General features: G+C 72.7%; 15 protein-coding genes. 4 read left to right on the top strand and 11 right to left on the bottom strand.

Annotated features, from left to right (window positions below; translation table 11 throughout):
- Positions 1-2: 2 nt before the first annotated feature.
- Positions 3-1,160, bottom strand: coding sequence for a pyruvate dehydrogenase (acetyl-transferring) E1 component subunit alpha (gene pdhA, locus ACTWP8_RS13685; RefSeq protein ID WP_443322419.1), 1,158 nt, complete (start codon positions 1,158-1,160; stop codon positions 3-5).
- Between the two features lie 321 nt (positions 1,161-1,481).
- Between pdhA (ACTWP8_RS13685) and ACTWP8_RS13680 the strand changes: the two genes are divergently transcribed.
- Together ACTWP8_RS13680 and ACTWP8_RS13675 are read left to right on the top strand one after the other, a co-directional pair.
- A complete protein-coding gene (locus ACTWP8_RS13680; protein ID WP_443322418.1) occupies positions 1,482-2,138 on the top strand; it encodes a response regulator in 657 nt (218 codons plus the stop codon).
- A gap of 102 nt (positions 2,139-2,240) precedes the next feature.
- A complete protein-coding gene (locus ACTWP8_RS13675; RefSeq protein ID WP_443322417.1) occupies positions 2,241-3,278 on the top strand; it encodes a phosphotransferase in 1,038 nt (345 codons plus the stop codon).
- A 60-nt stretch (positions 3,279-3,338) separates the two neighbouring features.
- On the opposite strand, the gene ACTWP8_RS13670 is transcribed toward ACTWP8_RS13675, so the two are convergent.
- Complete coding sequence (locus ACTWP8_RS13670; RefSeq protein ID WP_443322416.1) at positions 3,339-4,949, bottom strand: protein kinase domain-containing protein; 1,611 nt, start codon at positions 4,947-4,949, stop codon at positions 3,339-3,341.
- A 332-nt stretch (positions 4,950-5,281) separates the two neighbouring features.
- Between ACTWP8_RS13670 and ACTWP8_RS13665 the strand changes: the two genes are divergently transcribed.
- Positions 5,282-7,033, top strand: a complete 1,752-nt coding sequence (locus tag ACTWP8_RS13665; protein WP_443322575.1) for a protein kinase domain-containing protein — start codon at positions 5,282-5,284, stop codon at positions 7,031-7,033.
- Positions 7,034-7,091: 58 nt separating this feature from the next.
- Here ACTWP8_RS13665 and ACTWP8_RS13660 read toward each other — a convergent pair whose 3' ends face one another.
- The 9 genes from ACTWP8_RS13660 to pdhA (ACTWP8_RS13620) form a co-directional block, all read right to left on the bottom strand.
- Entirely contained in the window at positions 7,092-7,655 is a 564-nt protein-coding gene (locus ACTWP8_RS13660) for a bacterial proteasome activator family protein (RefSeq protein ID WP_443322415.1), read from the bottom strand.
- 171 nt (positions 7,656-7,826) lie between these two features.
- Positions 7,827-8,567 (bottom strand): hypothetical protein, encoded by a 741-nt coding sequence (locus ACTWP8_RS13655; protein ID WP_443322414.1) that lies wholly within the window; start codon positions 8,565-8,567, stop codon positions 7,827-7,829.
- Between the two features lie 194 nt (positions 8,568-8,761).
- Complete coding sequence (locus ACTWP8_RS13650) at positions 8,762-9,739, bottom strand: NAD(P)H-quinone oxidoreductase (RefSeq protein ID WP_443322574.1); 978 nt, start codon at positions 9,737-9,739, stop codon at positions 8,762-8,764.
- 235 nt (positions 9,740-9,974) lie between these two features.
- A complete protein-coding gene (locus ACTWP8_RS13645; protein ID WP_443322413.1) occupies positions 9,975-11,060 on the bottom strand; it encodes a potassium channel family protein in 1,086 nt (361 codons plus the stop codon).
- Positions 11,057-13,426, bottom strand: coding sequence for a molybdopterin-binding protein (locus tag ACTWP8_RS13640; RefSeq protein ID WP_443322412.1), 2,370 nt, complete (start codon positions 13,424-13,426; stop codon positions 11,057-11,059). Before ACTWP8_RS13640 ends, ACTWP8_RS13645 begins: the two co-directional genes overlap by 4 nt.
- Positions 13,423-14,472 (bottom strand): DUF6457 domain-containing protein, encoded by a 1,050-nt coding sequence (locus ACTWP8_RS13635; RefSeq protein WP_443322411.1) that lies wholly within the window; start codon positions 14,470-14,472, stop codon positions 13,423-13,425. The genes ACTWP8_RS13640 and ACTWP8_RS13635 overlap by 4 nt, the downstream gene beginning before the upstream one ends.
- 223 nt (positions 14,473-14,695) lie before the next feature.
- Entirely contained in the window at positions 14,696-16,333 is a 1,638-nt protein-coding gene (locus ACTWP8_RS13630; protein ID WP_443322410.1) for a dihydrolipoamide acetyltransferase family protein, read from the bottom strand.
- Positions 16,333-17,385: an alpha-ketoacid dehydrogenase subunit beta gene (locus ACTWP8_RS13625; RefSeq protein WP_443322409.1), complete on the bottom strand. Its 1,053-nt coding sequence runs from the start codon at positions 17,383-17,385 to the stop codon at positions 16,333-16,335. The genes ACTWP8_RS13630 and ACTWP8_RS13625 overlap by 1 nt, the downstream gene beginning before the upstream one ends.
- Positions 17,382-18,539, bottom strand: coding sequence for a pyruvate dehydrogenase (acetyl-transferring) E1 component subunit alpha (pdhA, locus tag ACTWP8_RS13620; protein WP_443322408.1), 1,158 nt, complete (start codon positions 18,537-18,539; stop codon positions 17,382-17,384). Before pdhA (ACTWP8_RS13620) ends, ACTWP8_RS13625 begins: the two co-directional genes overlap by 4 nt.
- Before the next feature lie 219 nt (positions 18,540-18,758).
- On the opposite strand from pdhA (ACTWP8_RS13620), the gene ACTWP8_RS13615 reads away from it, so the two are divergent.
- Complete coding sequence (locus ACTWP8_RS13615; RefSeq protein WP_443322407.1) at positions 18,759-19,247, top strand: Lrp/AsnC family transcriptional regulator; 489 nt, start codon at positions 18,759-18,761, stop codon at positions 19,245-19,247.
- The last annotated feature ends 224 nt before the right edge of the window (positions 19,248-19,471 follow it).

The raw sequence follows: 19,471 nt of genomic DNA, 5'->3' as shown, positions 1-19,471 counted from the left end.
GGTCAGTTCTCCTCCGCGTCCGCGAACGAAGCCTGGTACGCGGCGAACTGCGCGCGCTCCTCGTCGACGAGCGCGTGCCCGTCGGCGTAGACATGCTCGAACATCGCCATGGAGTCCGGGTCGGGCATGGCGCGTACGGCCTCGCGGACCCGCTTGGCGAGCGCGTCGCTCTCCTGCTCCAGCTCCTCGAAGAAGGCGGCGTCGCCGAAGCCCTCCCGCTCCAGGTGGGTCCTCAGCCGCAGGATCGGGTCCTTGGCCTCCCACTCCGCGCGCTCGTCGTCGCCGCGGTAGCGGGTCGGGTCGTCGGAGGTGGTGTGGGCACCCATGCGGTAGGTGAATGCCTCGATGAGCATCGGGCCCTGGCCGCTGCGGGCCCGCTCCAGCGCGGCGCGGGTGACGGCGAGGCAGGCGAGGACGTCGTTGCCGTCGACGCGGACGCCCGGGAAGCCGTAGCCCTGGGCGCGCTGGTAGAGGGGGACGCGGGTCTGCCGCTCGGTGGGCTCGGAGATCGCCCACTGGTTGTTCTGGCAGAAGAAGACGACGGGGGCGTTGTAGACCGCGGAGAAGGTGAACGCCTCGGCGACGTCGCCCTGGCTGGAGGCGCCGTCACCGAAGTACGCGATGACGGCCGAGTCGGCGCCGTCCTTGGCCACGCCCATCGCGTAGCCGACTCCGTGGAGCGTCTGCGAGCCGATGACGATCGTGTAGAGGTGGAAGTTGTTGGTTGTGGGGTCCCAGCCGCCGTGGTTTACACCGCGGAACATGCCGAGCAGATTGGTCGGGTCGACCCCGCGGCACCAGGCGACGCCGTGCTCGCGGTAGGTCGGGAAGACGTAGTCGTCGTCGCGCAGCGCCCGGCCCGAGCCGATCTGGGCGGCCTCCTGGCCGAGCAGCGAGGCCCACAGGCCCAGCTCGCCCTGTCGCTGAAGTGCGGTGGCCTCGGCGTCGAAGCGCCGGGTCAGCACCATGTCGCGGTACAGGCCGCGCAGCTCTTCCGGGGTCACCTCGATCGAGTATTCGGGATGCTCGACCCGCTCGCCCTCCGGCGTCAGCAGCTGTACGAGTTCGGGGCGGGCGTCGGTCGGCGGCTTCTTGACGCCGGCGCGCTTGCCGGTGCTGCTGCGACGCGGTTTCCGCGCGGCAGTGCTCTCCACGGTCACGGTGTGCTCCTCCGTCTGTCCGGCCCCCGGGATCCGCCGGTGGCCAGTTTGGGGCTCACCCGCTTCGAAACGGCGCACGGGGTATGTGCGGCACGGCCGAACCGGGCGTGACAGGTGTCCGGACGCGGCCTGCAATAGGCACGTTACCCAGTGCGCCACATGTCTGCGAAACCCCTCTGACCTGCGATTTTGCTTGGATTTCCAAGTAAATCGCGAGGTGAGCGGGAACTGCACTGGTCACGGCCTTGCGGTTCGCCGGACAACGGCACGTTATCCCGGAGCACAAGAGCACGGGAAGAGTTGGTGTGTGAGACTGACGGCGTGCGCGATGAAGGACAAATCAGGGTATTTCTGCTGGACGACCACGAGGTGGTCCGCCGCGGAATCCATGACCTTCTGTCGGTCGAGGAGGATATCGAGGTGGTCGGCGAGGCCGGCACCGCGGCCGAGGCCCTGCCCCGTATCCCGGCCACCCGCCCGGACGTCGCCGTACTGGACGTACGGCTCCCCGACGGCAGCGGCGTCGAGGTCTGCCGGGAGATCCGCTCCCGGGACGAGGACGTGAAGTGCCTGATGCTCACCTCCTCCGCCGACGAGGCCCTCATCGACGCGATCGTGGCGGGCGCCTCCGGCTACCTGCTCAAGGCGGTCCGCGGCCATGAACTGCTCTCGGCCGTACGGGAGGTGGCGGCCGGGAAATCGCTGCTCGATCCGGCCGCGACGGCCCGCGTGCGGGAGCGGCTGCACGACGGAAACGGCGCGGAGAGCGATGAAAAACTCGTGCACCTCACCGAGCACGAGCGGAAAGTCCTGAAGCTGATCAGCGAGGGCCTGACCAATAGGGCCATCGGCGAGCGCCTGCACCTCCCCGAAAAGACGATCAAGAATGATGTCTCCGGCCTGCTGGTGAAACTCGGATTGGAGCACCGCTCCCAGGCCGCGGCATTCAGGGCCCGCATGCAGACGGAAAAGGGCTGACCGGAAGATCGAGCCGCAGTTCGTCGCCGTCCACTACCTCACCGGAGTCCCCGCGCGCCAGGCCGACCACGCTATGTAACCCGGTCATCTAGCATCTGGCGCGTGCCGCGCTCATATGACGCCTCTGGCGCTCCCGAGGCCCCCGTCGCTCTCGATGCCCTGCTCCGCCAGTACGAGGGCGCCGGCGAGCCGCTGTCCTGCGAACCCGTCGCCCAGGGCCTGCTCAACCGCGGCTACCACCTGGCCACCACCAGCGGCCGCTACTTCCTCAAGCACCACCTCGACGGCGACAGCGACGCCATCACCCACCAGCACGGCGCCATCGCCCGGCTCGCGGCGCTCGGCCTGCCGGTCGCCCCGCCCCTGGCCGACACGGACGGCCGTACGGTCGTGGTGATAGGCGGCGGCTGCTACGCCCTGCACCCCTGGGTGGACGGCAGACACCGGGACGGCGCCCAGCTCAGCTGCGCCCAGTCCCGGCGGCTCGGAGCGCTGCTGGGGCTCGTCCACACCTGCCTGGAGCGGGTGATGCTGCAGTCACCGGTCCCCGAGGCCGAGGCCCGGGTCGAGAGCGCCGACCCGACCGACACCTTCGAGCTGATCGAGGAGTTGCTCGGCCTCGCCCGCGCCAGCCGCCCGCGCGACACCTTCGACGAGCTCGCGGAACACCGGCTCCTCGAGCGCAGGGCCCTGCTGGAGCGGCACGCCCACCGCCGCCCCGAGGCGGGCGCCGAGCCTGCGACGGGCTGGGTGCACGGCGACTTCCACCCGCTGAACCTGCTCTACCGGGGCGCGGAGCCCGCGGCGATCATCGACTGGGACCGGCTCGGCGTCCAGCCCCGCGCCGAGGAGGCGGTACGGGCCGCGGCGATCTTCTTCGTACGGCCGCGGGGGACGCTGGAGCTGTCGAAGGTACGGCCGTACGCCCGCGCATACCGGGCCGCGACCGGCGCCACCCCGGACGAACTGGCCGCGGCGGTCCACCGGGTGTGGTGGGAGCGGCTCAACGACTTCTGGATGCTGCGCTGGCGCTACCAGCTGCGCGACCGTCGCGCCGATCCGCAGTTCCCGGCGGCGGCGGCGCTGTCGGTGTGGTGGACGCGCGAGTACGAGGCGGTCTGCGACGCCTTCACGGGGTGACCCGGGACGGTGGCAATACGGTGCCGGCGGTGGCAATACGGTGCCGGCCGCTGCCCCCGGTCAGTCTTCCTCGCCGGGGTCGGGGAGGGTCGGGCCGCCCGACGGATCCCCGTTGCCCGGGTCGTCCGTGCCACCGGGGCTGGACGGGTCGTCGGTCGGATCGCCGCCGCTGGACGTGCCGTCCGTCGGGGTGTCGGTCGGATCGTCGGTCGGCGCCGTCTGGGACGGCGTCGTCGACGGCGTCTGGCTCGGCTTCTGCGAGGGCGTGTAGGACGGCGTGTAGTCGTCCTGGCCGCCGACGACCGCGCCCGGGTCCGTGCCCTCCGTCGTCTCCTCGTCCTCCGACTGGGACGGCTTGTTCTCCGTCTTCTCGGGGGCCGTGGTCGAGGGGGTGTCCTTCTTGTCCCCGCCGGCCTGCTGGCCGGTCCTGTCCAGCGCGTAGGCGGCACCGAGGATGATCGCGATCACGGCGAGCGCCGCGAACAGCCACATCTTGCCGCGGCCGCCCCGGCCCTTCCCGCCGCCCGGCCGGCGGCCGTCGAAGCCGCCGTCGTCGGCGCGGGCGCCGGGCAGCAGCGAACCGCCGGAGCCCATCTGCGCGGTGTTGCCCGTCCTGAAGCCGACGGGGGTGTCGCCATGGCTCGGGTGCGGCAGGACGGTCGTGCCGGCCACGCCCATCGCCGGGGTGTTCGCGCCGGTGTGCGCCACGGGACCGGTGTCCCAGACCCCGCTGTGGCCGCCCTTCTCCTGCAGCATCTGCAGCGCGTACTGGACCAGGCCGCGCATCTCCTCGGCGCTCTGGAACCGGTCGTCAGGGTCCTTGGCGAGCGAGCGCATGACCAGCCCGTCCAGCTCCGGCGGCACCCCGTCGGCGGTCTCGGACGGCGGGACCGGGTCGTCCTGGACGTGCTGGTAGACGACCGAGAGCGGGGTCTCGCCGGTGAACGGCGGGCGCTGCGCGAGGAGTTCGTAGAGCAGGCAGCCGGTCGCGTAGAGGTCCGAGCGGTGGTCCACGGCCTTGCCAAGGGCCTGCTCGGGGGAGAGGTACTGCGGGGTGCCCATGACCATGCCCGTCTGGGTCATGGTGGACTGCGCGCCGTGCAGCGCACGAGCGATGCCGAAGTCCATCACCTTGACGGCGCCGGTGTTGGTGATGATGACGTTCGCGGGCTTGATGTCCCGGTGCACGATGCCGTGGTGGTGGCTGTAGGACAGCGCTTCCAGCACCCCGGAGACGATGATCAGCGCCTGGTCCGGCGGCGGCGCCTCGGCGTTGAGCAGCAGATCGCGGATCGTCCGGCCCTCGACGAGCTCCATGACGATGTACGGCACAGTGTGCGGGCCCACGACGTCCTCGCCGGAGTCGTAAACGGCCACCACCGCATGGTGGTTGAGGCCCGCGACCGACTGTGCCTCGCGCGTGAAGCGCGCCTTGGAGACCGGGTCCTCCGCGAGGTCGGTGCGGAGCAGCTTCACCGCCACCGTACGGCCGAGGCGCACGTCCTCGGCGGCGAATACCTCGGCCATGCCGCCGCGGCCGAGGCGGTGGGTGAGGCGGTAGCGGCCGTCGCCGACGAGCCCGCCGACCCCCCACGCCTCCGGCGCTTCGGGGACACCCCCGCCGGTGGCGTCGGGTTCGGACGGGCCCTGGGCGCGCTGCGTCTGTGCCATCAGTCCTCGCCGTCGTGTCTGTCCGCGTGCTGTCGCTGCGGTCCTTGCGGTCTTCCCTAGGGCACGCTACAGGGTCCGGGCCGTGGTCCGGTTCGTGATGGACCGGCCATCCAACCCCCCGCAGGTCGCGCGAGGCAAATCACGTGGTGCCGCTGTAACGCTTCAGAGACGCTTCTTGCGCATCCGGTCACGGAACGGGCATGCAGCTTGACGTGTCCCCGCCCTCCGGCAGACTTGGCCGGGAATCACTGGTAATCATGCGTGACGGGATCGGCACGCCGGGGCCGCAGCGGCCGCAGCGCAAGGCCGTGCGCCACGGGGGGAGCAGAAAGATGAGCCAGGACGGCGCACAGGGCCGTTACGAGGGCCGTTCGGTCGGCGGCGGCCGCTACCAGCTGCGCGACCTGCTCGGTGCGGGCGGCATGGCGTCCGTACACCTCGCGTACGACACCGTGCTGGACCGGCAGGTCGCCATCAAGACCCTCCACACCGAGCTCGGGCGCGAGCAGTCCTTCCGCGAGCGGTTCCGCCGCGAGGCCCAGTCCGTGGCGAAGCTCTCCCACACCAACATCGTCTCGGTCTTCGACTCCGGCGAGGACGCTCTGTCCGACAGCGCCTCCGGCGCGGGCGACGGCGCGGTCGTCCCGTACATCGTCATGGAGTACGTCGAGGGCCAGCCGCTGCGCTCGGTCCTGGACGCGGACGTGGCGCAGTACGGCGCGATGCCGGCCGAGAAGGCGCTGAAGATCACCGCGGATGTGCTGGCGGCGCTCGAGGTCAGCCACGAGATGGGCCTGGTCCACCGGGACATCAAGCCGGGCAACGTGATGATGACCAAGCGCAATCTGGTCAAGGTCATGGACTTCGGCATCGCGCGCGCGATGCAGTCCGGGGTCACCTCGATGACCCAGACCGGCATGGTCGTCGGCACCCCGCAGTACCTCTCCCCCGAGCAGGCGCTGGGGCGTGGCGTGGACGCCCGCTCCGACCTCTACTCGGTGGGCATCATGCTCTTCGAGCTGTTGACGGGACGGCTGCCGTTCGACGCGGACTCGCCGCTGGCCATCGCGTACGCGCATGTGCAGGAGGAGCCGCCCCCGCCGTCCTCGATCAACCGGTCGGTCCCGCCTGCGGTCGACGCGCTGGTCGCGCGGGCGCTGCGGAAGAACCCCAACGAGCGTTTCCCGACGGCCGAGGCGATGCGCGACGAGTGCGCGCGGGCCGCGCGCAGCGGGCAGACCGGGGTCGCGCCGATCATCATCGCCGGCGGGCCCGCGGCGCGCAGCGGCTCGGGGGTCGGCTCGGCGGTCTTCCCTCCGGTGGACCAGCAGACCCCGGCGCCGCCGAATGTGCACACGCCGTACCAGCAGCCCGCGCAGCAGCCGCACTCGGGCCAGCAGATGGGCGGCTTCGGCCCCTCGACCCCGCCGCCGCCCTCGCAGCCGATGCAGCAGCCGGGGCAGCCGGGCTACCACACCCCGGGTACCCCGGGCCTGCAGACACCCGCTCCCCCGCCGTACGGCAGCGGCTCGCAGACCCCGCCGCCGTACTCGATCACCCCGCCCCCGCACGGCCCGTCCTCGGGCGGCAGGAGCAACATGCCGGTGATCGTGGCGTCGGTCGTCGTCGCGCTGCTGGCGATCGGCGGCCTGATCACCGCGATCGTGCTGAACAAGGAGAACGGTGATGGCGGCCAGGCGGACGGCAGGGAGAGGACGCAGCCCACGACGGACGAGACGGCGAGCCGGCAGCCGGCGGGCTCGGGCGGATCTGCGAGCGGCGGGGGCGAGTTCAACCCCGGCGACAAGACCCGGGTCATCGACACCGAGAAGTGCACCGAGGCGAACGAGTACTGGGACGACAACAGCAAGATCTCCGCGCCGCAGTTCCAGTACTACGACGTCACGTCGGTGAAGGAGTGCCTGAACGCAGCGGGCTGGAAGTACAGCGTGGTGTACGAGAACGAGAACTCCTGGGGCAAGGGCATCGTTCTCCGGCAGACCCCGCTGACGGGCGACCCGTTCGACCCGAAGGACAAGACGGAGAAGTTCGTGCTGACGGTGTCCACCGGCAAGCCCGCCTGAGGTACGAGGAGGGCCCCGGCGCGCGGTTGCGTGCCGGGCCCTTCTCGTTTACAGGTGCTTACAGGTACGGACCTGAGCGGGCGCCACCCTGTTGGGATCGCTCCTCGTCGCCCTCGGCTGTCATCACGCCCGGCGGCAGCGCCCGGCGCATCTGCTCCAGCTGGGCCCGGGCCGCCATCTGCTGGGCGAACAGGGCCGTCTGAATGCCGTGGAACAGTCCCTCGAGCCAGCCGACCAGCTGAGCCTGCGCGATCCGCAGCTCCGCCTCGGTCGGGACGGCGTCATCGGTGAAGGGCAGCGAAAGCCGCTCCAGTTCCTCGACGAGCTCGGGCGCCAGGCCGTCCTCCAGCTCCTTCACGGAGCTGTGGTGGATCTCCTTGAGCCGGACCCGGCTCGCCTCGTCCAGAGGTGCCGCACGGACTTCCTCCAGAAGCTGCTTGATCATGCTGCCGATGCGCATGACCTTCGCGGGCTGTTCGACCATGTCGGTCACAGGAACCTCGCGCGACTCCTCGTCGCCCTCCCCGCCGCCGGAGCCGGGGTTGCCGAGAGCCATCCCGTCGGGTCCGACGACCAGCACCTGGGGGTTCTCCTGCGACCGTTCATTCCTCGGCATCTCCATGCCGCCATTCTCTCGCACACGGACTTGTAAACGGTTCCGCCCCCGGGTACGGCCGATCCACCGCTTTCGATGGGCTCCCGTGGCGAGGGAAGGGCGGGGGGCGGCGGGGGTGTGAGGTGCGTGCGCGGGTGTGTGCTCGGGGACGTGCGCGGGTGTGTCCTCAGGTGCGGGTCAGTGCTGCCGCAGCCGGATGCCGATGTAGGCGAGGCCGAATCCCATCAGCGCCAGACCGGTCCCGATCGGCAGCACCCGCAGCATCCGTCCGCTGGAGTGCGCCCCGGTCCGCTGGCCGCTTTCCTCGGCGCTCGTGCTGGGGGCGGCGCTGTCCGGGTCCGGTGTACCGGTCGAGGACGGGTCTGCGGGCGCCTCGCTCACCTCGGTCCACTCGGGCTCGACCGGCTCCTGCTGCTGCGGCTCATACGGCAGCGGGGGCCGCCACGCCCCCTCCAGCTCGTCACGGTCGGGCGGGGACGGCAGGTCAGGCGTCGGGCCGGGCGGGTGCGGGGCCGCATGGGTGGGCGGGGAGGGCTCGGCGGCGCCGCCGCTGGGGGGCTCGGCGGACGGTGGGCCGGGCGGATCGCCCGGGGGTATGCCCGGGCCCGGCGGAGCGCTGGGTTCCTCAGGCGGGCCGGTCTCCCTGGAGCCGGAGCCCGGCCGGGAGGGGCCGCCGGGCCGGAATGAGGGGTCGGGGCCGGGAACCTGGGCCGCCCAGGGCGCCCTGCCGGACGGATACGGGGCGGATATGCCCAGGCGGCCCATCGAGTGAATCAGCGGGATCTGTGGCCCGGTGACGGACGTCCTGCGCTCCACAGGGAAATGAGCCTGTTCGCGGGCGAGCGCGGTGGGGGCCGGCAGCATGGCCGCCCCCACCAGGAGCCCGATGGCGAATCGCGAGCGAAGCGCTGGAGCCACAGTGGTGACCCCCTCCCGTGCGAGCCGTCAGGGTGACCCTTCCGATGCAGTGTTCAGAGTCACATGACGGATGAAATCCGGCATCTCGGACGGGAGTCGGGCGAGAGTCCGGCGAGGCTCGTTGGAGGTCGGAGCCGGCCGGAACGTACGGGATTTCGGAGGAAGCCCGAGGGGCCTGCGAGTCGCCCCGGCCGTCACACCGTGAGCAGGACCTTCCCCACGTGGGCGCTGCCCTCCAGCACCCGGTGGGCCTCCGCCGCGTCCCGCATCGGGAGCGTACGGTCCACCACCGGCCGTACCCGCCCGGTTGCGAACAGCGGCCATACGTGCTCGCGCACCGCCGCCACGATCGCCGCCTTCTCCGCCAGCGGCCGCCCGCGCAGCGAGGTCGCCGTCACCGCGCCGCGCTTGACCAGCAGCGCGCCCAGGTCGAGCTCGCCCTTGCGCCCGCCCTGCAGGCCGATGACGGCGATCCGGCCGCTCACGGCGAGTGCCTTCACATTCTGGCCGAGGTACTTCGCGCCGATGATGTCGAGGATGACGTCCGCCCCCGCCCCGTCCGTGGCCTTGCGGATCTCCTCGACGAAGTCCTGCTCGCGGTAGTCGATGAGGATGTCCGCGCCGAGCTCGCGGCAGCGCTCCAGCTTCTCCTGGCTGCCCGCCGTCACCGCGACCCTGGCCCCGACCGCCTTCGCGAGCTGGATCGCCATCGTGCCGATGCCGCTCGATCCGCCGTGCACCAGCAGCGTTTCGCCGGGGCGGAGGTGGGCGACCATGAAGACGTTCGACCAGACCGTGCACACCACTTCGGGCAGTGCCGCGGCCGACACCAGGTCCACACCCTCGGGGACGGGCAGCAGCTGGCCGACCGGGACCGCGACCTTCTCCGCGTAGCCGCCGCCCGCGAGCAGCGCGCACACCTCCGCGCCGACGGACCAGCCGGAGACTCCGGGCCCGAGGGCCGCGATCCGGCCGGCGCACTCGAGGCCGGGGTACGGGGACGAGCCGGGCGGCGCGGCGTAGAAGCCCTGGCGTTGCAGCAGGTCGGCGCGGTTGACGGCGCTGGCCACGACCTCGACCAGCACTTCGCCCTCGCCGGGCACGGGGTCCGGGACCTCGGCCCACACCAGGGCCTCGGGTCCACCGGGTTCGGGGATGGTGATCGCGTGCATAGGCATGGCCGCGAGGCTACTCCGGTTGCAGGTCCGGGCAATTCAGCCGGTCCTGGTGGTTCAGCAGTCCTGGTGGTTCAGCGGGTCCTGCTGGTCCGGCTGGTCCTGCTGGTCCGGCTGCTGGTTCAGCGGGCCCCGCCGGTCCAGCCAAGTCCCGCCGCTTCAGCCAAGTCCCGCCGGTCCAGCCGCTTCAGCCAAGTCCCGCCGGTCCAGGTCCAGCCGGTCCGGGCAGCGGCTACTGCTCCGGTTCCCGGTCCAGGGTGTTGGTCTGGGGCCTGGCGCGGCTGATGGCGATGATCCGGTCGGTCGCCTGGAGCGGGCTGGCCTTCGGGTCGTCGTAGCCGAGGAGCCGGTGCCCGCGCAGCACGGACACGACCAGGTCGTCCACCTCCCGTACGGACCGGCCGACCTCGGCCTTCACCACCGGGCGCTCGATCAGGTCCAGGCCGCTGCCCTGCTGGATCAGGTCCTCCATGACCGTGACCGAGCTGGGGCTGACGACGGAGAGGCCGAGCAGGCGGCCCGCGGCGCTGGAGCTGGTGATCACAGCGTCCGCTCCGGACTGGCGCAGCAGCGGCGCGTTCTCCTCTTCGCGGACCGCCGACACGATCTTCGCGCCCCGGTTGAGCTGACGGGCCGTCAAGGTCACGAGGACGGCCGTGTCGTCGCGCTGGGTGGCGATGATGATGCGTCCGGCCCGCTGCGTCTCGGCGCGCAGCAGGACATCGCTGCGCGTGCCGTCCCCGACGACGCCGACGAAGCCGTCTGCGGTGGCCGTGTCGATGACTTTCTGGCTCGGGTCGATGACCACGACCTTTTCCTTGGACAGGCCCTTGGCGGTCAGGGTCTGGAGGGCGGTACGGCCTTTGGTGCCGAAGCCGATGACGACGGTGTGATCGCGCAAGGCGGACCTCCAGCGGTTCAGCCGCCACTGTTCGCGGCTGCGTTCGGTGAGGACCTCGAGGGTCGTGCCGACCAGGATGATCAAGAAGAGCACGCGCAGGGGTGTGATGAGGACGACGTTGGTGAACCGGGCGCCGTCGCCGTACGGGACGATGTCGCCGTAGCCGGTGGTCGAGAGCGTGACGGTCGCGTAGTAGACGCAGTCGAGGAAGTCGACGTCCGCGTCGGCGTTGTCGTGGTACTCGTCGCGCTCGGCGTAGACCAGGAGCACCGTCGCGAGGAGGACGAAGAGGGCCATCAGCAGGCGTCCGACGACCTGTTGGAGCGGTCCGCGGACGGTGCGGCGCGGGAGCTGTATGCGGTAGCCGCCGGGCTCGGGTGCGACGCGGGCGGCGGCGTCCTGGCTGGGCAGCTTCACGCGTCGGTCCCGCGGTGCGGAGGGCTGACGGGGGCGACTGGGCTGGTGGGGCCCTCGCTGGTGGGGGTGGGGTCGGCGCCGCCGGTGGAGTTGGGGCTGGTGCGGCTGTGGCCGGTGGGGCTGTGGCCGGCGCCGGTGGGGCTGATGTGGCTGGTGGACCAGGGCAGTTCGAGGTACTCCACCGCGTCCCCGGGCTCCGCGCCGCCGGGCGGCACGACCGCCAGCCCGTCGGAACCGGCAATTCCGCGGAGCATCGCGGGCCCGTGGAAGTGCAGCGGCACGGCGCGGCCGCCGCGGAGGGCGACGGGGACGAGCCGGGTGTTGTGCGGATGGCCCTGAACGGCGGCGGTGAGGCCGACTGTTGCCGTCGTGGCGGCGGTTCCCGCCTCGTCGGTTGCCGAGGCCGCCCGGCCCGAGAGCGTACGGAGCAGGGGCTCGGCGAGCGTGAACAGCCCGGAGACGGCGGCGAGCGGGTTGCCGGGGAGCCCCACCAGGTGCTTACCGGGGGCGAGTCGCGCGAGCAGCATGGGGTGCCCGGGGCGTACGGCGACTCCGTCCACCAGCAGCGTGGCACCGGCGCGGTGAAGCGTCGGATGCACGTGGTCGACGGGGCCTGAGGCGGTGCCGCCAGTGGTGACGACGAGGTCGGCGGTGGATGCGGTGACGGCCTTGTGGAGGATGTCGGCTTCGTCGCGGAGGTGGTGCGTACCGATCACCTCCGCGCCGAGTGCGCGCAGCCAGGGGCCGAGCATCGGACCGAGCGCGTCGCGGATCCGGCCCTCGCGGGGGAGGCCCGCGTCCAGCAACTCGTCGCCGAGGACGAGGATTTCGACGCGAGGGCGGGGGAACGTGCGCAGCTCGTCGTAGCCCGCGGCGGCGGCGAGTCCGAGCGCGGCGGGGGTCACGAGCGTCCTGGCGGGCAGCAGCCGGTCGCCGCGGCGGCATTCCTGGCCGCGGGGGCGGATGTCCTGGCCCGGCGCGACGGGTCCCCGGCCGGGGAGTACGTGCAGCCAGGCCTCGCGCGAGGCACCGCGCACCGCGCGGTACGGCTCGTCGGCGGGCGGTTCCTTGGCGGGCGGCTGGTCGGCGGGCGGCTGGTCGGCGGGCGGCTGGTCGGCGGGCGGCTGGTCGGCGGGTGTTTCGGTGCCGTGCGGTCGTGGTTGCGGCTCGTCGCGGACCGGCTCCCGCGCCTCGCGCTCCCGCACTTCGCCGTGCTCGCTGCGCAGCACCGCCGTCGTACCGGCCGGGACCCGTGCGCCGGTGGCGATAGGGACCGCCTGGCCGTCGGGCAGCGGCGGGGGCGCGTCATGGCCGGCGAGGATGCCGTGCTCGGAGCCTGCGGTGTACGGGACGTCCCGGGAGGACGTGGCGTCCGCAGCGTCCGCGACGTCGGCGGCGTTCGTGGCGTCGGCGGCGTTCGTGGCGTTCGTGGTGATCCGCCAGGGCCCGGGGCCCGCGACTGCCCATCCGTCCATGGCTGAGGTGTCGAACGACGGCAGGTCGGTCAGTGCGACCAGCGGCTCGGCCAGCACATGCCCCAGCGCGTCCCCGAGCCCCCGTACGACGGAAGGCAACGGCCCACCCGCGGCCCGCGCGGCCACGTCCCGGGCCTCGCTCCAGGACGTAGCGTGATGGGCATGATGGGCGTGATGGGCGGTATCGGTGCCCTGCGCGCCATGGGCGCCATGAACGCCATGAACGCCATGGGCATGGCCGGACCGCCCGGCCGCCGCCTCCGCGGGCTGTGCGGCACCGGACCGCGGTGTTCCGCCCTGCGGCACGGAGATCTGCTGCGGCGCGCTGTGGTGGAACGCTCCCGGCCACAACTCGTCCGACTCCGGCTCAGCGGAATCCCGCGCCCGCTCCCGACTCGGCGTGCCATGGTGCCCGCCGCCCTGCTGCGATTCCGGCCGGATCACTCCGCCCCCGGCGGGCTCGGCGGCGTCTCCCGCGTCGTTCGGCCCGGCTGCCCCGCCCTCGATACGTACCAGGTGCGCTGCGCGGCGGGTGCGTGACGCGGAACCGCCCGGCTCGCGCCGGGCCGCGCTGCCCGTGCCCTGCGCGGCGGAGCCGCTGTGTCGCCCTTCGTTGGCGATGGCCAGCGCGTCGTCGACCTCCAGTCCGTCGTCGGCCTTCCGCGGCTCGTCGGCATCCAGCGCGTCGGCTGCCTCCAGCGCCGCGGCTACTTCCAGCGGGTCGCCGGGCTCGAGCGCATGGCCCACCTCAAGGCCGGCATGGCGACGGTCGGCATGCAGGCGGTCGGCATGCAGGTGGTCGGCATGATCGACGCCCGCTCGGCCGCCTTCACCGGCCGCCGGGTGTTCCACGTTCCACGGCATGTCGCGGCCCACGCCCGGGTCCGTCATCCCGCCGTCTTCTCCGGGCCGTTGGCCGGGCCGTCGGGGGACTCCTCGGCCCAGCGCTCGGCGAGCGCCGCCGCCTTGCGGGCGGCGGTCGCGACCTCGGCCGCGCTGCCGCCTGCCCGGCCCGCCGCATACCCCACCAGGAAGGTGGTCAGCGGCGCTGCCGGCCTGGCCACGCCGTGCGCGGCATCGCGGGCGAGGTCCAGCAGGACGCCGGTGTCGACGTCCAGCTCGATCCCGAGTTCGTCCTTGACTGTGGCAATCCATTCGTCCAGCACGTTTCCATGCTCCCTGATACGAGCCCTGGCCGCGGCGATGTCCTCCCAGGTGTCGCAGTCGAAGGAGGAGGCGGCGGCGTCGGGGCCGGGCAGGCGGTGAAGGGTGAGCTCGGCGGTGAGCAGCCGGAGGGGCAGGTGGGCGAGGCCGCCGTGCTCGGCGGCGAGCAGGGCGAGTTCGCGGCGCAGCGGCTCGGTGCGGTACGCGGCGACCAGCGGCTGGTCACGCCCGTCGGCGTCGACGAGGACGACCGCGTCGGCCTTGTCCCCGGCACCCGGAGCGCCCGTGGCACCCGGAGCGCCCGTGGCATCCGGAGCGCCCGTGGCACCCGGACCGCCCAGCGAACCCGGACCGCCCGCGGACCCTGGACCGTCCGCAGGCCCCGGACCGCCCCGGGAACCCGGACCGCCGGAGTCCGCGGGACCGTCCGCCGGACCCTCCAGTGCCGCGAGCAGCCCCCGCACCGTAGCCGCCGACAGGAACGGCAGGTCGGCGGAGAGCACGAGCACGACCGGTGCCGTGACCTGCCGCAGGCCCGCGTCGAGGGCAGCCAGCGGCCCGCCGCCGGGCGGGTCCTCGCGGGTCCAGCGCACGACCCGTGCGGTCGGCCGCCGGGAGCCGACGACGACCGTGACGGCGGCGTCCGCGCACGCGCCGAGCACCCGGTCCAGGAGCCGGCGCCCGCCGACCCGAAGGCCGGGCTTGTCGGCGCCGCCCAGCCGCTTCGCGGCTCCTCCGGCCAGCACCACCGCGTCGTACGCATGCGCAGTCATGCACCCGAGTATGGCCGGGCGCGCCCCGTAGTCGCCCCGGAGGTACGCGGACGGTGTGCGGGGGTCGGGGCGGAACGGGGGCGGATGGCGGCGGAAGCCGGGCGGAAGCCAGGACAGAAGCCGGGCGGAAGGCACACGGAAGAGTCCCAGGAGAGATCGGGAAGGCCCCGGTGTTGCCCTCGGTCACACCGTGCGCAGCTCGGTCACACGGTGCGCAGCTCGTTCACACGGTGCGCAGCAGCACCGCGGGCTGCTCGACGCAGTCGGCCACGAACCGCAGGAAGCCCCCGGCCGTGCCGCCGTCGCACACCCGGTGGTCGAAGGTCAGCGACAGCTGTACGACCTGCCGGACCGCCAACTCTCCCTGGTGCACCCACGGCTTCGGCACTATTCGTCCGACACCGAGCATCGCCGCCTCCGGGTGGTTGATGATCGGCGTGGAGCCGTCGACGCCGAAGACGCCGTAGTTGTTGAGCGTGAAGGTGCCGCCGGTGAGCTCGGCGGGCGTGAGCGCACCCGCCCGCGCTGCCTCGGTCAGCCGGGCGATCTCCTCCGTCAGCCCGGCCGTCGTACGGGCCTGCGCGTCCCGGACGACGGGCACGACCAGGCCCCGCTCGGTCTGCGCCGCGAACCCGAGGTGCACGGCGGGCAGCCGCACGATCTCGCGGTTCCCGGTGTCCACGGTGGAGTTCAGCTCGGGGTAGCGGGCGAGCGCAGCGGTGCAGATCCGGGCCAGCAGTGCGAGCAGCGACACCTTGGGCCCGCCGGAGGCGTTCATGGCGGTCCGGGCGGCCATCAGCTCAGTGGCGTCGGCGTCCACCCAGCAGGTCGCGTCGGGGATCTCGCGGCGGCTGCGGGACAACTTGTCGGCGACGGCCCCGCGCACGCCGCGCAGCGGGATCCGCTCCTCGCGCTCCGGGCCCCCTACGCCCGCGGGCTCGCCAGTCGGCCGCCCGGCGGGCGCCCCGGCGAGGACGGGCCCTGGGCCGGTCGTCCCGGCCGCGGCGTACGGAGCCGCCTCGCCGTGCGCCGCGGTCACGGTCATCCTCCGCGCGGCCTCCTCGACATCGGCCCGCAGGATCAGCCCTTCGGGCCCGGACCCCTTCACCGCCCGCAGATCGATCCCGTGCTCCCGCGCGATCCGCCGCACCAGCGGCGAGATCACGGCGACGGGCCCGCCTGCCCGTTCTCCTGCTTGGCCTGCGGACCATCCGCCCGCGGAGGACCCGCCCGTGGGTTGCCCGGCCACGGCTTGCGCGACCGCGGACAGCCCGCCCCCGGTCTGCCCGCCTACTGTCTGCCTGTCCCCGGTCTCCCCGCCCGACGCACGGTCCCTGGGGCCGGTACCCGCGGCGCCGGACGGCGCCCCCGCCCCGGCGCGCCCGCCCCGGCCACCGCCCGCGTACGCCACGTGCGCCACGTCCGCCGCCCGCGGCTCCCTCTCGCCCTCCGTGGCCGACCGGGAGAACCCGCCCGAACGCCGGACCCGGCGGCGGCGCGCGGCCGGCGCACCCGTGCCGTACCCGACCAGAACGTTCCCCGAGCCCTCCTCGGCCGCCGAGCCCGGCCGCCCCGCGGGCTCCGCGGGCTCCTCCGCCCGCGAGGCCGTGGAGTCCACGCCCACGGCGACCGTCAACAGCGGTGCCCCGACCGGCAGTTCCGTCCCTTCCTCCCCGAAGCGCGCGGTCACCACGCCCCCGTAGGGACACGGCACCTCGACCGTCGCCTTCGCCGTCTCGACCTCCACCACCGGCTGGTCGACGGCCACCACATCGCCCACCTGCACGAGCCAGCGGACGACCTCGGCCTCCGTCAGCCCCTCGCCCAGGTCGGGCAGCGTGAACTCGCGCACCACAGCCATCAGCGCATGCCCTCCGCCTCGGTCCAGCCCGACTCCCACTGGAGCCGGGCGACCGCGTCGAGAACGCGGTCCACACCCGGCAGATGGTGCCGCTCCAGCATCGGCGGCGGATACGGGATGTCGAACCCGGCGACGCGCAGCACGGGGGCCTCCAGATGGTGGAAGCACCGCTCCGTCACCCGCGCGGCGATCTCCCCGCCGGGACCGCCGAAACCGGTGGACTCGTGAACCACCACCGCCCGGCCGGTCCTGCGGACCGATGCACTCACCGTCTCGTCGTCGAATGGCACCAGGCTGCGCAGATCGAGGACTTCGAGGTCCCAGCCCTCGTCCCGCGCCGCCTCCGCCGCCTCCAGGCACACCGGCACGGAGGGTCCGTAGGTGATGAGCGTGGCGCTGCGGCCCGTACGGCGGACGACGGCCCGCCCGATGGGCGGCACCCCCTCCGGCTCGTCGGCCGACCAGTCGGCCTTGGACCAGTACAGCCGCTTCGGCTCGAGGAAGATCACCGGATTGTCGGAGGCGATCGCGGCCCGCAGCAGCCCGTACGCGTCGGCGACGGTCGCCGGTGTGACGACATGGAGTCCGGGCGTCGCCATGTAGTACGCCTCGGACGAGTCGCTGTGGTGCTCGACCCCGCCGATCCCGCCGCCATAGGGCACCCGTACGGTGATCGGCAGCGGCATGGCGCCCCGCGTCCGGTTGCGCATCCGCGCGACATGGCTGATGAGCTGCTCGAACGCCGGGTACGCGAAGGCGTCGAACTGCATCTCGACGACGGGCCGCAGCCCGTACATCGCCATCCCGGCGGCCGTGCCCAGGATCCCGGCCTCCGCAAGCGGCGTATCCGTGCAGCGGTCCTCGCCGAACTCCTTCGCGAGGCCGTCGGTGATCCGGAAGACGCCGCCCAGCGTGCCCACGTCCTCTCCGAGGACGTGCACGGACGGGTCCTCGGCCATCGCATCCCGCAGCGCGCGCCCCAGGGCCTGTGCCATGGTCGCGGGCTTGCGCACGCCGGAGCCCGGCTCTGCGGTGGCTGGTGCCGTGGTCACTGCCCGCCCTCCCCTTCGCTGCCGGCCTGCTCGTCCTCCGCCGCGTCCAGCTCGGCACGCAACTGCTCGGCCTGCTCGCGCAGCTGCGCGGTCCGCTCGGCGTAGACGTGGGCGAACAGGTCCATGGGGTCCAGGAGCGGGTCCTGATTCATCCGCGCCCGCAGGTCGGCGGCCAGCCGCTCGGCGGAGTCGCGCGCGGCCTCCACCACGGCGTCGTGCAGCAGGCCCTGCTCGCGCATCTCGCGCTCCATGAGGGTTATCGGGTCGTGCTCGCGCCACTCCTCCACCTCGGAGTCCGAGCGGTAGCGGGTGGCGTCGTCCGCGTTGGTGTGGGCCTCGATCCGGTAGGTGACGGCTTCGACGAGCGTCGGCCCGCCGCCGCTGCGCGCCCGCCGCATGGCCTCGCTCAGCACCTGGTGAACCGCCACCGCGTCGTTGCCGTCGACGAGCCGGCCCGGCATGCCGTACCCGACCGCCTTGTGGGCGATGGAGGGCGCGGCCGTCTGCTTGGCGAGCGGCACGGAGATGGCGAAGCCGTTGTTCTGGACGAGGAAGACGACGGGGGCGTGCCAGACGGCGGCGAAGTTCAGCGCCTCGTGGAAGTCGCCCTCGCTCGTGCCGCCGTCGCCGACCATGGCCAGCGCGACGACGTCGTCCCCCTTGAGACGGGCGGCGTGCGCGAGGCCGACCGCATGCGGCAGCTGGGTGGCCAGCGGCGTACAGAGCGGGGCGACGCGGTGCTCGTACGGGTCGTAGCCGGTGTGCCAGTCGCCGCGCAGCAGCGTGAGCGCCTGCACGGGATCGAGGCCGCGGGCGACGGCCGCGAGCGTGTCGCGGTAGCTGGGGAAGAGCCAGTCCTGGTCCTCGAGGACGAGCGCCGCGGCAACCTCGCAGGCTTCCTGGCCGGTACTGGACGGGTAGACGGCCAGCCGCCCCTGCCGGGTGAGCGCCGTCGCCTGCGTGTTGTAACGGCGGCCGCGCACCAGCTCGGCGTGGAGCCGCCGGAGCAGGGACGGGTCGGCGTCCCGCGCCGCAGGGGTCCCCAGGATGCGGTACGGCTCCGCGTCGGGCAGCAGCGGCGCGGGATCGACGCGGGGCCGCCAGGAGGGCGGCGGGGCGGGGTGGTACGACCCGGGCTGTTCGAGGACCGTCATATCGAGCACCTCCTGGAGGTCCCATGCCGGTGGGCCGGGACGGGCAGGCTTCCGGCGGACGCGGTTTGGGGGTCCCCCGGCTGAGCCAGGGGAGCGTCTCACCTACCGATTGTTCGGTCGTCGGCACATTTTGGCTACAGGCGGACCCAGCCTGTGGACAAACGGTTCTCCACAGCCTGAGATGAAGACAGGACGTCCATATCGGGGAGGCACAGCGGGATGGCAGCTGAACGGATGGCCCAAGAAGACCGGATTCCGCCCTCACGCCCCCTCGATGCGATCGACCGCGCGATCCTCGGGATGCTGCGCACCGACGGCCGCGCCTCGATACGCTCCGTGGCCGAGCGCGTGCACGTCTCGCGCGCCAACGCCTACGCGCGCATCAACCGGCTCATCGAGGACGGGGTGATCCGCGGCTTCAGCGCCCGCATCGACCAGGAACGGGCAGGCCAGGGCGCGTCCGCGTACATCACCCTCAAGATCGTGCAGAACTCCTGGCGCACGGTGCGCGAGCAGCTGCAGGAGCTGCCGGGCGCCGCCCATATCGCCCTGGTCAGCGGCGACTTCGACGTCCTGCTGCTGGTCCACACCGAGGACAACAGGGCGCTGCGCGAGCTGGTGCTCACCCGCATCCAGTCCATACCCGAGGTGCTGAGCACCCGCACGCTGCTGGTCTTCGAGGAGACGGACCTCTGGCCGGAGGAGTGATTCCTTTCGGTCGGACTCTCCGCCACCGATGAGTTCCGGACAACCGCGAGGTCTATCCCTTCCGAAGCAGCACCACACGCCGAGCAACGAGAGAAAAGAGAATCTCAATGATCGTGTCAAGCCGTCTGCGTGACCGGCGGGACGGAGGTGAACAGCCTCTTGTCACGCAGCATCGCCCACAGCACATCGACCCGGCGGCGGGCGAGCGCGAGCAAGGCCTGTGT

This window comes from Streptomyces sp. 7N604 (assembly GCF_052245475.1).
Taxonomy (GTDB): domain Bacteria; phylum Actinomycetota; class Actinomycetes; order Streptomycetales; family Streptomycetaceae; genus Streptomyces.
Note: the sequence above shows the minus strand (reverse complement) of the source record. Positions and strands in the feature narration are given on the sequence as shown.

Bases quoted from the DNA above. Each gene is read 5' to 3' on its own strand.
- ACTWP8_RS13670 (WP_443322416.1), bottom strand. From the start codon at position 4,949: ATGGCACAGACGCAGCGCGCCCAGGGCCCGTCCGAACCCGACGCCACC.
- ACTWP8_RS13650 (WP_443322574.1), bottom strand. From the start codon at position 9,739: ATGCACGCGATCACCATCCCCGAACCCGGTGGACCCGAGGCCCTGGTG.
- pdhA (WP_443322408.1), bottom strand. From the start codon at position 18,539: ATGACGGTCCTCGAACAGCCCGGGTCGTACCACCCCGCCCCGCCGCCC.
- ACTWP8_RS13635 (WP_443322411.1), bottom strand. From the start codon at position 14,472: ATGACTGCGCATGCGTACGACGCGGTGGTGCTGGCCGGAGGAGCCGCG.
- ACTWP8_RS13665 (WP_443322575.1), top strand. From the start codon at position 5,282: ATGAGCCAGGACGGCGCACAGGGCCGTTACGAGGGCCGTTCGGTCGGC.
- ACTWP8_RS13660 (WP_443322415.1), bottom strand. From the start codon at position 7,655: ATGGAGATGCCGAGGAATGAACGGTCGCAGGAGAACCCCCAGGTGCTG.
- ACTWP8_RS13630 (WP_443322410.1), bottom strand. From the start codon at position 16,333: ATGGCTGTGGTGCGCGAGTTCACGCTGCCCGACCTGGGCGAGGGGCTG.
- ACTWP8_RS13615 (WP_443322407.1), top strand. From the start codon at position 18,759: ATGGCAGCTGAACGGATGGCCCAAGAAGACCGGATTCCGCCCTCACGC.
- ACTWP8_RS13640 (WP_443322412.1), bottom strand. From the start codon at position 13,426: ATGACGGACCCGGGCGTGGGCCGCGACATGCCGTGGAACGTGGAACAC.